This window comes from Parasphingorhabdus sp., assembly GCF_036963805.1.
Taxonomy (GTDB): Bacteria; Pseudomonadota; Alphaproteobacteria; order Sphingomonadales; family Sphingomonadaceae; genus Parasphingorhabdus.
Genome location: NZ_JBALUN010000015.1, coordinates 20433 through 34013, shown reverse-complemented (window position 1 = coordinate 34013; position 13581 = coordinate 20433). Strand labels below are relative to the sequence as shown.

Below are 13581 nucleotides of genomic sequence, written 5' to 3'. Positions count from 1 at the left end.
TTGAGATGGCGGATTACTGGACAGCGGATGATGCGTTCATGGACCTTGTCCGTGACCGTGAAGTCCTGACCGCGCTTTTGGCGGATGTTGGTGGAGCCAGCATTGCCGCCGCCAACGCCAGCGAAAAAACCAAGACAGTGAAGGGCATTATCAGCGACCACCTGACCGGCGAGAATGGCCGCGATAAGCAGGAGCATTGGGTTCCGCGCTGGATGGCGTTTCCGCCATCCGCCTATACCGAGCGCGGCGGTGTTGGCCCCGTTGACGCCGCTGAAAGGGCCAAGTGGCTCATGGAAGAGGACGAGCCATCCGAGCCGAAACCGCAGGACGCAGTCGAAGCTGCGTCCACAAAAGATGAGGATGAGCGAATTGCAGCTTGAAACATTGGCGGGCGGCTTGTCAGCCGCCCGCTCCAAAATCACCGCAAAGCCCCGACCGGCAGAGCCGGTTGGGGCAGCGTTGTGGGTGCAGCCGTCCTTAAGCGGGGCTGCGCCTTACCTGTTGGTGTCAGAGCCATCGCCACCGGCGAACAGGCTGGCAGAAGCAGTGCGCTAACGGGCTTTGACCTTCAATTTTGACCTTGCGGACTAGCTGCTTGTCGCTGGGTGTGTTCGCTGTAAGCCCGATTTCTAGCTCAAACTTAGGATAAATAAGGCAAAATCGAACATTTGCCTTCGTAATCTCAAGGCCTCGCCGGTGTCATCCAGCTAGAGGTGAAATATGAATCGAAGCCGCTATGTAACCCGGCCAATTGATGCAACTGATCGAGCTATAATTGCCGCATTGGTCGGCAATGGCCGAATGACAGTTCGGGAGCTCGCAGAGCAAATTGGAATGTCCAGTCCAAGTGTTACCGAGCGCATTCACAAGCTTGAAGATGCAGGCGCGATCAGCAGCTATACTATCAATGTAGATCCCACCGTATTTGGACTCGGTGTCACTGCACATGTGCGATTGTGCGCTTTGCCGGGAGAGGCAAAGAGAGTGGCGCAGATGCTGATCGACACTCCGGAAATAGTTGAAGCGGATCATGTTACTGGCGAAGACTGCTTTGTGGCAAAAGCCGTGGTTCATGATGTGCAGGAATTGGAAACTGTTATGGATTGCTTTTTGCCGTTCTCATCCGTTGATACCGCCATCATTCAGTCATTTACTGTGGTCAAGCGCCTCCCTAAATTGTAAATTGTGCAACTATGGTTGCTCGTGTTCCGCAATCTTCCGAGAGGTATTATCCAGCCTTTGGCGGAATAAGCAGGCATTCCGCTTTCGCCCCATTTCCGGATGTTCGCAATAGTCGAAACCTATGTCCGCTTTGCGCCCAATCTTGGTCATTCAGCCTATCGCCCGCCCTTTCTGAAAGCGGTCATAGCCGCCACACCTCAGTGATGACTGCTTTCGGAGCTTTTTCAACGACCGATGAATGTGCGAAATTGGGGTGGAAACCGGACGTTATCCGAAAAACATTTGTCTGACATTGAGTGCTCTGCCACAGTAGCAGCATGTCAAAGCGCACTTTCCATTCAACATGGCCAGTTATAGCGCTTATGGTAATGTCTGGATGCGATGAGCGCAGCCTGCTGATCGACGCCGAAGGCCGTGTCGCTTACGAATGGGCAGCACCGGCAGATATTAATCCTAGCATTACGCACGGTCACTTCACTCGTGAGAATGGATGCATCGTATTCACGCGAGATGACGGTAGGCGCTTCCTACCAATCTTGCCAGAGGGTCAGCTTTACGCCGTTGAGCCAATGCAAAGCCTCTTTGATGGCCATTGGGCGATAAGCGGGCTCGATGAAAACAGCGCTAAAGTGAAATCACTCAAGGATGACCCCGTGGCTATGCAATGTGACGCAGCTCCGGCTTTCGTTACCGATATTAGACCATTGGGACTATCACCGCCCGTCCCTTCCTCCTTATCCATTCCGCCTTTGTCAGGAGCGGATTATGACCGCCGTTCCGCGCCAAAAACTGTCGTCAACGACCAAAGCCGGCAAGCCGCACGACAAACGCTGCAGCGCTACTTTGCATTGGTCGAAGCAAACCGAACCGATGATGCTGCCAAGCTATGGACGGATCGCCGCCGCGGTGCTGACTTTACTGCAAGACTTTACCGATTTGGCAGATTTCAGCCAAGTATTGCAGAAGCGATAGGCAGCAACGATACCGATGGCTCCGCTCAAGTCCAAGCTTCGCTCCAGCTCCTAAGAAAATCTTCATCAGGCATGGTGTCTCTCTCAGATGGGACCGCTGTTCTACAGCGTGCAAACGAGCATCCAGGCACCTCATCCGACCCAGTTTTATGGCTAATAGACCATATAACCTTGCATCCGCCGCCCGCTCCGTTGGCCAATTAATAACCGCACTTGGGCGGTTAATGGACAGGAGCGAAATAGTGAGAGAAGCGTTGTTGCAATCATGAGTAGGCAAATCATCGCTCTGTGTTTATTATTCGGCCTAATAAGCTGCAAAAGCTTGGATGGGTTTCCCAAGGCTAAAACTTCTAAGCTAGAATCCCCGTATCTGGCGGTTTTGAAGCCTGTTCCAACAGGACAAAGCCGGATTTATCTTTTGGCCGGTATCCCTGGTAAAATCATCATCGCTAACAACTGCGTCCTTTTTGAGAGGCTCGACCGCAATATCGTGCTGCCCGTCTTTGAAGTGGGCATGACCGGTGGAGTTGATGAAAAAGGAGCTTGGCTCTTTGACCCTGTCTCCAACGAGTATTTTCGCGATAAGGCGAGGGTTTATGGAGGTGGAGGCGGCAGTGGCGAAACGATCGCCGAGCTCAGTGCACGGCATGTCTTACAGCATCGCGTCCCTCAGCGTTGCTCTAACGCATTGGATATCGATACCGTCGTAATTCTCAATCCCGGCCTGAAACCAGCGGAATAGTAACTGAATCTCATTGTTCAAATACTGTCAGCCTCTGAGCCGTTGGTTGACCGTCCACTCTCAGCGCTTAGATCGACCTAGCTGCCAGTCCACTGCTGTGCGCTGTGAGCGCGCCTTGGGTCGTCAGCTTATGGACTGGGAAGCGGACCTTACAGGTGGCTTTGCATTTTCCACCCTTCTCATCCTGGTTTTAACGACACTAGAGCCTTGAGGGAGTTTCCAATTAACGGAACCAAATAAAGACAATTAGTGTTTTGGAGCAATGAACATAAAAAGGGACATGTGTTTGGTAGCAACGATGATCGCTTTTGCGATGTCTGTATCGGCCTGCTCTAGCGAGTTAGCAGCTAGCGATCCAAAAAGCTCTGCACGCGACCTTGATAGGGTCCCGAATGCTGTAGATGCTACGGGCGATACAATGTTGTCTCCGCCGGAAGCTGCAGATGGTGTGTCGCAAACAGCTTTACCGCCGGCAAATGAAGATCCGTCCTTGTCTAGCACACCGTCTGTCACGACAGGCGTTCCCGGTTCGTCAATTGCATTGGTGACATCAAGGAAACCGTTAATCGTTCTGGGGCGGCAGCTTTCCGGTGAATTGCGAAATGCGAATGGTTGTTTGGTCGTGGAAATCGAGGGGCGGACCGCCACTGCGGTCTTTCCACCCTCTGCACGCGTGCGAGATGACGGCAATCGAGGGCAGTTTGTAGTATTTGGCAATCGTGAAATCGCGATTGGTGAGACTGCAAACATTCCTGATGGCGGAGAAGTTGCCATAAGTGATTTGGCACTGCCACTTCCTCCAGTATGCCCTAGTCAACTCTATTCAATAGGAGGCTAACGGCATGAAAGATTACTACTCAATCACTGCCCTTGCGGCCCTGCTGACCTTTAGCTCACCGGCCCACGCGACCGGCGGATTGGCGTGTAAAACCGCGGGAGATGAGCCCATTATAGTATCCCTTGGCTTCGGGCATGTGCCGAGCGCCGGGCTGTTCTTGGCGCGGCTTGTCGATGGACGCGAAGAGATCGCTGTAAGTGCATCGCAGTGGTGGTTGAGCGGGTCTGAGCTGCGGCTTGCGCTGGTATCGCCAGATGCAATCACTGAGGAACTGGTCCTGATCGCCAGCTGGAACAGAGCGACAAACACTTACGATGGCTCCGTGTGGCGCGCCGGTCGCAAGCGCTGGGTTCGTTGCCGTGAAGCGTGAGTAAGCCCGCCATCGCCACGCCAAAATGATAACGATTACCTTTCAGTTATTTAAGGTTCATAACACCTTGTCTATGTAACCTTGTAACATGGAGGGCGGCAATGATTCGGTTTGGTATTTTCGCTTCGGTATTCGTTGCGGCATGTTCCGCACTTGGCGATGCATCTCCTGCAGACACCTCCAACGACTACGAAACCGTGATTGAGGCTCCGCCCTACACGCCCATTACTCGTCTGGGGCCTGAACCCTACACGCCCACGGTCCATGACCGGCGCTGGCAGTTTGCCGACAAGCTGGAGCATCAGCACCTGCCAATGCTGCGCCGCTTGAAGGCTGGAGAAATCGGCAATTTTGGCGGGATCGAATGGCGCTGGGAGGATGGACCGCAAAATGGCGGATTGGGGGCTGTCACCGGCATCGTATACTTCGTAAACAAGCCGACATCGTCGCTCCGGCGCTACACAGATAACACGCTGTTCCAACCGGCTAGGGGCGATTTCGCGCGCACGGATCAGGACCGTATCGCGCGGGATTGGGCAGAGCGCATTGGCCAGAATATTGCCTCTCCCGGTTTCGGCAACATGGACGCTCCTTGGCTCGATATCAGGATCTCGCGCAACGAGTTCGAAGCAATGCAGGACGAGCGCGGCTGGGATGTGCCGACCAATCTTATACTGAAGGTCAATCATTGGGCAGAGCCTGATTTGCCTGCTGTGCCAGATAATTTGAAGGCGTCGATCAGATACCTGCCTGCAGAAACGGTGCTAGCAGGACCAACACCCGACATCGCGACCTATGATGCGATCGTGCTGCGTGATGGTTGCTTCTTTATTGATGAGGACGGGGAAGACGATCCGCTCGCCATGTTCCCGCTCGGTATCGGCATTTATCGCGACGATGAAGGACATCTGGCGTTTCGCTCACGCCATTCCGTCCAGACGACCCGACTTGCCCGGGTCGGCACGCGAATGCAGCTCGGGTATCGCAGCGAAATATCCGATCCGCCGGAGGCTTTGATTGCTGCATGCGGGCAGCACCGGGTCGTCACGGTCAAGACGGTCAATCAGGCTGCGGGCTATGGCAGTACATGGCATGCTGTGAAGGAAAATGCCGCGCGCGACGGTTTGAATGAAGCCGAGGCGACGGCTCAGGCAAATGCTTGCCTGCTGGAGCAAGAGAGGCGGCTGGCCGACAATCGGTTGCGCGGCGGCAATGCGGCACCGTCGTGGTGCGAAATGACCATGCAAATTCCGCCAACGCCGCCCACACTTCCGGACACAAGATGATACGCCGCAGGCTTGCAATTTCTTTTGTGCTGATACTTTCTGGCTGCGCCGCTCATAATGGAGACGGCAATCCCATAACCATTGCGCGACCCGCATTTGGAGGGGAGGCCGGCTTCTACGGTTCCGTCGAACTTCAGCGAGGTTGCATTGTCACGGGCGGCGACCGGCCAGAGACTGTGCTGTTCGACCCCGATGTCACCCTGACCGACGACCGATCAGGGATACGCGATGGACCCGATGGCGCGGTAATTTTTTTCGGCAGAAAGACCTGGGCTGGCGCAGCAGGGCTACGAGAAGGCGGCAAGGGATGGAGTATTGCGGATATCGAAGAGTTTTTCGGCGTTATTATTCCAAAACATTGCCCAACGAATGAAGTGGTACGGCTGCATGATTTCCAATCTGAATAGACGATATGGCATGTGGTTGCAGTTGCAAGCGATCGGTGCAGCTCTGGCGCTCGCGGCTCTGCCCGGATGCGCCACTGCGCCCGAAGGTGTCAATGCGGAGGACAACATCGCAATAACGCCGGTTACAGCAGATTTAGCACAAGGTCAGGCCAAGCTCACAGCTAGGCTCTATCCCGAAATGGTCAGGGCAGCGGAGCCGAACGACAATTTGTTTATCTCTCCGCTCTCATTGAGTGACGGTATTGCTCTGGCCCTGCCGGGCGCGCGTGGAGAAACCGAGACAGAGTTGCGCGGACTGCTTGGCTGGGATGCAGCGACCCGTCTCGGAACCTCGGTGCGCGATTATAATCGCCTCCTTACCGACACTGACGACAGGAAGGTCGCGCTTTCGGTTGCGAATGCTTTGTGGCTGTCCGACGAAATGGACTTTCAGCCTGAATATCTGCGCGCGACGAGCGAAGGGTTTGGGGCAACCGCTCAGGCTGTCAATTTTGGGGGCGATCCGCAGGGTTCGGCGGACACCATCAATAGCTGGGTGAGCGAGCAGACGCGCGAGCGGATCACGAAGATTGTAGAAGCAAGCGGCTTCAATGACGCCACCGCCGCCGTGCTAACCAATGCCGTATGGTTCAAGGCTGACTGGACCGTGCCATTCGAAGACGGAACGACCGGCGAGTTCACACGCGGCGACGGCTCCAAGCTTTCGATCTATATGATGGAGCGAATTGCGCCGATGCCTTATCGCGCAACGCGCGAGGGGCAAGCCGTGCAATTGCCCTACGGCAAATCCGGCCGCTTCGTGATGGAAGTTTTCCTGCCCCGGGACGCGGCCACGCTGCGGAAATGGGAAGAGAATATCAATGCGCTTTCGTTCGACCTCGCACAGCAGGGTAGCGATGCAAAATTCGATCTCGGCGCGGCAAAGGGCCAGGAAATTTTGCTCCGCCTGCCCCGGTTCGAGGCGCGTTTTGACGCCAGCGTAAAGGACGCCCTGATCGCGGCAGGAATTCCGTGTGCGTTCAAAGAAACCTGCGCCGATTTTTCCGGCATGGCGGACGCGCCGCTTGCAATTGACGATGTAGCCCACGCCACTTTCCTGCGCGTGGACGAGAAGGGCACCGAAGCGGCGGCTGTGACTGCGGTGAAGATCGTCGTGACGGGATCACGCATGATGCCCGACGTGCCACAAATGATCGTGGACCGGCCATTCCTCCTCACCATCCGCGACCGTGCCAGCGGCGCGCTGATCTTCTTTGGCCGGATTGCCAATCCTACCCCTGTGGAGCAATCGCAATGAAACCCGCATTTCTCACCGCCAGCCTGTTGTCGTTCGCATTTGTGCAGCCCGCACTGGCACAGGACGAAAAGCCGCTGTCGGAAACCTGCCCCAATCTCACCGTCGAAGAGATCGACGGCATCGAGAATTTCACGGGCGAGTTTGGTGAGACCGCCATATATGCCCGCTCTTACTGCGTGAGTGTTGAAGAAGCTCACCGCCGCATCGAACTTCAGCTGCGCGGCTCTATCGGCCCGCGCACCGAACCCGGGCCGCCGCCCGTGCCTGATGCGCCCGATGCCAACATAGGTGCCATTCAAGGAACACTCCACCAGAACGAGCCGGACACGTTTGCCGGGCTGTGGATCCAGCATGAGCCGACCTATGGTGTCGTGGTTGCGTTTACCCGCGACGCTACTACTACGCTGGCGAAATATACCTCTGATCCGCTGTATATACCCGTCGAACGGCCCGGACCGACAGTGATCGAATTGCGCGCCACGCAGAAGCGCATTGCAGATGAAATGATCCGGCTCGGCATTAATTGGTATGGCGCAGGATCAAATATCATGACCGGTGTTGTGGAAATAGAACTTGGCCAGAGCGCAGACCCGATCCGCGCCGCCGCTGCACGCGGGGAGTTCGACCTACCTGATTATGTCATGTTTAAAGAACCGGCTCCTTTTCCGGTAGCCGCACCGCCCGTTCCGGCAGGGGATACAAGGGTCAAATCCTTCCCCCAATTTGCGAAGCGGACTGATGGCGGGATGAGCACATTGGTCGGCGTTCAGGATGTGCCCGCGCGGCTTGAACTTCGCGATGGGTGTTTGTGGCTTTTGCCGGATGGCGAAGAGCCTAGAATTGCGGTGTGGGAGCAGCACGAGGCACTCGACCTGACCGACCCGAACCGCATTGCAGTCATAAATCTGTTCTCAGGCGCTAAGGTTTACGCAGATAGCGATGTTGTGCTGATGGGCTTGCAGCCGAATGAGGGGCGGCCCCCTTCGGAAATGGTTGGGAATCAGGGTTGCCCCGGACCATACCGTGTTGTGCGCGGAATTGTTCCGCGCGAACAATGGGACCGCGAGCGACGCGAGGCTGCGATTTCGGGCCGCGAGCGAGAATTGGGCAACCGTGCTGCTGCCGAAGCGGATTACGAACAAGATATGGAGCGGGTGGCTCAACTTCGCGCTTGGCGAGACAGCGCCTTGATTAAGCACGGTGATATTGTCGCAGCTATCGGTATCGACGAGAACCAAGGCACAGCGCATATGTTTCATACCGATGCAGCGACTAAGGACACGTTGGTAATCGAAGCTCTCCAACCATACGTAACCGCACAGATAGTCCCGCAGGGTTTCGCTGCGCTTGAAGAGGCTCGATTAACGGCTGTTGCGGTTCTGGATAGGGCAGGAGTGGATGCGCAGGTTCTGATTGAGCCGCTAGGCGGCTATGTCAGTGTTCGTCCAGATGCCCTGATCGCTTTGACTGAAGCGGCAGCACATTCGGGTCTGGCTTTTCCAAAACTGGCACGCATTGAAACCGACTGGCAAGGGCCAATATATAATACAGAGTTGGCCAGTCGTCGGGATCCGGAATCGATCTGGTATCCACTCGAGGCGCATCCCGATTTCGCCGCGATCCGTGCGCTGGTGGCTGAAACGCCGATCATGCGCCCTGAACCTCCGCTGTCTGGCACCACTCAAGATCGCTGGGTCGCGCGAAAGCCTTCGCGCGCCGGATCGCTACAGCAGACGCACTTCGTCATTGCTTACGGTAACACTTTAAGCGACATTTTGGCCTTGCGCCGTGCAGGCTTCGATCCAATCGAAGCATTGGAGGATATGAACGGGCGCCAGACAGTGGAAAAGCGCGCGCTGACCGCCACCGATGTGGTGATTGCTGAGCCGGTTGGAATTGATACTGCTGATAGCGGCGCGGATGGGTTCTCTTCCTCGGTTCGTTGGAAAGTGCTGGAAGTGCTTAAAGGTGATGCCGAAGTCGGCGTAGAATTGCGCCAGCGTATGGCCTCCGGCGAGCGACAATCGGACAATGGTGAGCTGGTCTACGGCCAAGCAATGGACGAGCCTTTTCTGATGGCTGGTTTGCCCAATTCGCTGGAAAGCGGATCGCGCTGGGTGCTGCATCTAAACGATGCGCTGTATCGCCATGCAGCCTTCGTCAATGGCGGCGAAGGAGCACCGCGAGCCGAAGGGGAGTGGTATGTCTCCGTTTCGTCCATGAGTCCGGCGCGGATCGGCGAAGACGGGATAGCCCGTCCAGTTACTCTCTACCCCGAGCCGATCTCTGTCGACGAATTGCGTATGAGGCTGGAGCCGATTCAAAAAGCACTTAGATTGCAGGCTGATGGTGCAGAGACGTGATGCGGGTTCTCACACTGGTCGCTGCGGTCGGACTCGCAGCACTTCCGCATATTGCGAACGCCTGCCTCTATACACAGCAACCAGAGGAGGTTGGGCCAGCATCGCAGCAGTTCTTTACGCAGCGCATGGCACAGGAAGCTGCATCGGTGGATATTGCCGTTGCTGGTGAAACCCGCAAGGCGTTCGGCACGCAAACAAATTGGGGCATATCTGCCACGACGTTCCATGTAATTGACCGGCTGAAGGGCAGCTCTCCTGATCGTTTCAATTTATTTGTGGGTGCATCGGGCCCGGATCACAAGGATGTCCAAGCGTATCACTGGGTAGACGATCAGGGACGGATTAAGCCTTACCCTTATCCGGAAGAGATGACGCCTGCGGCTGATGGCAATTTTCGACTGACCAGCTGCCATCCAGGTTTCCTCAGCGTCACCAAAGATGAGGCATATTTGATCTTTCGAAACGCGCAGGGAAGATTGCTCGGCAGATTTGCTCTGTATGATGACCTGACAACTGCCGCCTTTCCGCTTGTTCGGGCCAGCTTGGGTGACCGGGAGGGCTGGCTGTCATCGCTGGGACCAATCGCTGAGAGCACCGCGCCCTTGGCTTCGCTTTCCCCTACCAGCACAACAATTCGCTTCAATCGCGCAACATCGGCTCGGGACGCGCGTGGTTGGTTGCGTGCAGGCGCCCTCAAACCTTTTGCAGTGCGAACGAGACGCGGGGACATCATTGATGAAACGAGAGTTCCGGCGGCATTCGCGTCGCCGGACTTGCTTGGAAGAGCATTTGACGAGGCGGCAAGTAACGAGCGCAGCGATGCGATGCGGTTGTTAGCCTCCTCGCTGTTAATGAAGCTGTCGCCCCAGACGCTCGATCAGGATGGTTGGATTCGCCAACGGGTATGGGGTTTGGTCGAAAAAGGTGCTGCGCTAAATGCAACTACCGGCGAGCGTGAGCTTTACGAGATTGAAGTTACTGGGACAGCTGAAGCTATTGCGAGGCTGCGGGAAAATCCTGGCAATGTTCGCTTGATCGAAGGTCCGATTGAACAAGAGCAATGGTATGTTGAACTGCAGTCAGCGCCCAATGAACAGGCTCGGTTTGAAGCCGCGCAAGGCGAGACCACCGAAAGCTTGATTGCACGCCTTTCGGCAATGGCGAATGGGCAGCCTATTCCAGAAGCAATTGTAAAACCGCCAGAACCCGAGCCCGATCCGTTCTCATACCACGATTGTATTCGCTTCGGACGGGAGGGAGCAGCAAGGCTATCTGCCTTGCCAGAAATCGACCAGTGGGGCGAACTGACAATATTTGGCAATCCGCAGCAAACAATCTGCACCACCAACAGCAAGGGTATCTCATGCGATCTAACTCCCAGCAGCACAGTTCGCATTAAATGGGCGGGCTGGGATGGGGGTTTCCGGATTGGCCCTAAAGGTGCGCGGCTTAATTTTGACGGCGCGGGGCTGCAATGCATCGCGCCTTGATTATTACAGTGCCATTGCTGTTGGCGGCATGCTCCGAACCGACCCAAATAGTCGTTCCAGAACCCGAAGTGCCTATGTCATCTGATATATCGCTCGACGGATTTAGCTTTTTTCTCCCTGTCGGTCTTGAGTTTGAGGGCGGCCTGGAAAAGTGCACCGATGGATTAACCCAATGTCCCTTGGGGGATGATAGCACCCATATAGTATGGCGGTCCGCCGATTTGCGATTTGATTACGTTGCGGACCCTTACAGCGGTAATTCTAATAGAGAAGATTGGGGTGAACCAATCACTATCAATGGCCGGCCAGCGTTTCATAAACAATTGCGAGATGGCGGCAGACGTTACCTGATTACGAATCATTATGGCGGCGGCGAAAGTGCACAGGTTGCAATTTGGCGGGCAACCGAAGAGCCGATGTTTTGGGGAGAGTGCCAAACCGATTTTGATTGCGATCTGGTGCTGCAAACGCTTGCCGGCGTAGTGATGAGAAGCGCAGAGTTGCAATGTCGGCAGCTATTTCCTCCCGAACCCAAGAAATGGACACCTCCGCCGGGTTATCGGGAGCCTGCAGAAGGCGATCGACCGCCAGCTCCGCTTCGTACGCAACCCCCGGTCCCGACAGCACCGCCGGCTCCCCCCGCACCGCGCCCGAAAAATGCGCAGGAATTATGTAAGGGTTATCTCGATGCAGCATAAGTTTATTGTCGGCGCTTTTGCTGCCGCTTTGCTCCTGTCCGGGTGTGCGACTGCGCCCAATCAGGCCCACGTGGAAGAACAAATCTTGCCGCCTCCACCTCCTCCGCCACCTGACCTTGCGCCGATGACCGATGCGGTGAGAGCGCTCTATGGCGAATGGCGGCTGCTTAAGGGCCCCGAAGGCGCGCCTGAAGATCGTCTTACAATCTGGTCCCCGGCTTTCGCATGGGGGTCGGGCTGCAATTTCTCGCAAGGGATGTTGCGCGATGAGGGGGACGGCCGCTTCCTCGTCAGTCAAGGGTCAGGCGGAATTTCCGAGCGGTGCCGCACGGTTAGGCCTCTCGCGCCATTTGAAGGGGGCGAAGTGCGAATTGCGCTTCTAAATTCCGACAAAATGCGAATCGAGCGCGGAAGCGAGAATTGGACTTTTGGCAAAGTTGACGTGGCCGCCAGCATTCCTGGCGAAAATTTTGTGCGCGGCGAGTGGCTGCTTGCGGATGAGAACGGCAGACCGCTGCGCGGCCGCGACCTGACACTGGTTCATTTCACGGCAAGCGAATACAGCGTCGAAACGCCCGATTGTCGGTTCTGGGCGAACGGATGGATTCCGGAACGCGATAACATCGTCCGACCTGGTGGCAATATAGTCTCGCAAAAGCCGGATTGTAATGCGCGCACGCTGGGCGACAGGCTGGCGATGCTGGGAGAAGGTGCGCGTTTCATAGCCGATCCCGTCGAGACGCGCCTGACCGTGATGATTGGTAGAACTATTGCAGTTCTCGTGCCAGCCGCACGCTATCCCGAACTGGCGCGCGAAGCGGCGGCAGTTCCGCCTGCGATGTGGCCTCAAGAATTGGCCAACGCTTTTGCGAAAATGCCTCAAGAGCAACGCGACGTTGCGGCGCTGCGGGCGATAGGTCTGGGCGGCGAAGGACTGCCCGGTATCGAGCAACCTGCCGATCCGCGTGACCTTGCCTTTGTCGGAATGACGGCATGGCATTATGACCGCGCACGCGACGCGGGCCTGTTGCCCGCGCCCGGCACGGCGCCAGCCACTTTGCGACAACATTTAGCCACCGCGCCGATCGTGGTTCGTGCCGTGCTGGAAGGCATCGTGCCGGTGGATCGCAGTGACGGGCTGGCGCTGGATTATCTTTACCGCGTGCGTGAAGCCTGGCGCGGGGGCAATACTGCCGGTGATTTGCTGATCGTTCGAATGCCGCCGCTCACAGGCAATAGCCTATCTCCCGTGATTACACCCAGTCCGGAAACCGAGGTTCTGCTGCTAGCAAGCCGCACAGGTTATATCGCGCGGCAACTTTCGGAAGGAAAGCCGCCGTCGGACGACCGCCGGGTTGTGCAGATGACTTTGCCCTTGATGCGGATCATGAACGATCGGCTGGCCGAAGCGGTGGAGGGCGCCAACGTTCTGGGAGCAGCCGGATTTGCTGGGATGCCGGTGGAAGAGGCGCGCAGCCTCACCATGTCCGTGGATAAGGCGATGAACGACTTAATGCCGCCGGTCAGCGGTTGGCAGGGAAGATATTTCATAACGCGTGTGGGCGATAGGGTTCTACGCGACCCTACGCGGTTATGGCTGAATTATAGTCCTGATGCTGATCTGAGCGACTTAAGGGGCCTAGGCGGCGTTACGGTCTATTTTGATGGTTGCACGCCAATCTCGTTTTCCCGGATAGACGGGAAATTGATGGTCTTTGCAAATGCCGTTGCCTGCCCCGGCAATTTGCCGGATGGCACCCCGGTAACTGACCCGGCGGTGACAAAGGCGGCGCAGTGGATCAACGAGAACAATTTTCCGGACGTTATTTGCACCGGCGGACCTTGTAACGAGGAACAGCGCTACATCGTGCCGCTGCCAGATGGCGACATCGAACTGCGTCCGGTCCTGAAATGAGGGGCTTGTCGATCGCATTACT

At 56.3% G+C, this 13581-nt stretch carries 13 protein-coding genes and 1 pseudogene; all 14 read left to right on the top strand.

The window, feature by feature from the left end; translation table 11 throughout:
- Positions 1–380, top strand: a pseudogene (locus V7676_RS17235) (chromosome partitioning protein ParB); the annotation flags it as partial.
- On the top strand, positions 361–555 hold the full coding sequence (locus V7676_RS17230; RefSeq protein WP_335660834.1) for a hypothetical protein: 195 nt from the start codon (positions 361–363) through the stop codon (positions 553–555). The pseudogene V7676_RS17235 and the gene V7676_RS17230, both read left to right, overlap by 20 nt.
- Positions 556–720: 165 nt before the next feature.
- Positions 721–1182 carry an Lrp/AsnC family transcriptional regulator gene (locus V7676_RS17225; protein ID WP_335660833.1) on the top strand — a complete coding sequence of 154 codons (462 nt, stop codon included), beginning with the start codon at positions 721–723 and terminating at the stop codon, positions 1180–1182.
- Between the two features lie 368 nt (positions 1183–1550).
- Positions 1551–2357, top strand: coding sequence for a hypothetical protein (locus tag V7676_RS17220; RefSeq protein ID WP_335660832.1), 807 nt, complete (start codon positions 1551–1553; stop codon positions 2355–2357).
- 118 nt (positions 2358–2475) lie between these two features.
- Positions 2476–2895 carry a hypothetical protein gene (locus V7676_RS17215; RefSeq protein ID WP_335660831.1) on the top strand — a complete coding sequence of 140 codons (420 nt, stop codon included), beginning with the start codon at positions 2476–2478 and terminating at the stop codon, positions 2893–2895.
- 262 nt (positions 2896–3157) lie between these two features.
- Positions 3158–3733: a hypothetical protein gene (locus V7676_RS17210; protein WP_335660830.1), complete on the top strand. Its 576-nt coding sequence runs from the start codon at positions 3158–3160 to the stop codon at positions 3731–3733.
- A 4-nt stretch (positions 3734–3737) separates the two neighbouring features.
- Positions 3738–4103, top strand: coding sequence for a hypothetical protein (locus V7676_RS17205; RefSeq protein ID WP_335660829.1), 366 nt, complete (start codon positions 3738–3740; stop codon positions 4101–4103).
- Between the two features lie 101 nt (positions 4104–4204).
- The gene (locus V7676_RS17200) at positions 4205–5389 is read left to right on the top strand and encodes a hypothetical protein (RefSeq protein ID WP_335660828.1); all 1185 of its coding nucleotides are present in this window, start codon (positions 4205–4207) and stop codon (positions 5387–5389) included.
- Between the two features lie 26 nt (positions 5390–5415).
- The gene (locus V7676_RS17195) at positions 5416–5796 is read left to right on the top strand and encodes a hypothetical protein (RefSeq protein WP_335660827.1); all 381 of its coding nucleotides are present in this window, start codon (positions 5416–5418) and stop codon (positions 5794–5796) included.
- The gene (locus V7676_RS17190; RefSeq protein ID WP_335660826.1) at positions 5777–7093 is read left to right on the top strand and encodes a serpin family protein; all 1317 of its coding nucleotides are present in this window, start codon (positions 5777–5779) and stop codon (positions 7091–7093) included. Before V7676_RS17195 ends, V7676_RS17190 begins: the two co-directional genes overlap by 20 nt.
- Complete coding sequence (locus tag V7676_RS17185; RefSeq protein WP_335660825.1) at positions 7090–9456, top strand: hypothetical protein; 2367 nt, start codon at positions 7090–7092, stop codon at positions 9454–9456. The genes V7676_RS17190 and V7676_RS17185 overlap by 4 nt, the downstream gene beginning before the upstream one ends.
- Positions 9453–10946, top strand: coding sequence for a hypothetical protein (locus V7676_RS17180; RefSeq protein ID WP_335660824.1), 1494 nt, complete (start codon positions 9453–9455; stop codon positions 10944–10946). Before V7676_RS17185 ends, V7676_RS17180 begins: the two co-directional genes overlap by 4 nt.
- Positions 10931–11644 carry a hypothetical protein gene (locus tag V7676_RS17175; RefSeq protein ID WP_335660823.1) on the top strand — a complete coding sequence of 238 codons (714 nt, stop codon included), beginning with the start codon at positions 10931–10933 and terminating at the stop codon, positions 11642–11644. Before V7676_RS17180 ends, V7676_RS17175 begins: the two co-directional genes overlap by 16 nt.
- Positions 11634–13559 (top strand): hypothetical protein, encoded by a 1926-nt coding sequence (locus tag V7676_RS17170; RefSeq protein WP_335660822.1) that lies wholly within the window; start codon positions 11634–11636, stop codon positions 13557–13559. Before V7676_RS17175 ends, V7676_RS17170 begins: the two co-directional genes overlap by 11 nt.
- Positions 13560–13581 lie beyond the last annotated feature (22 nt).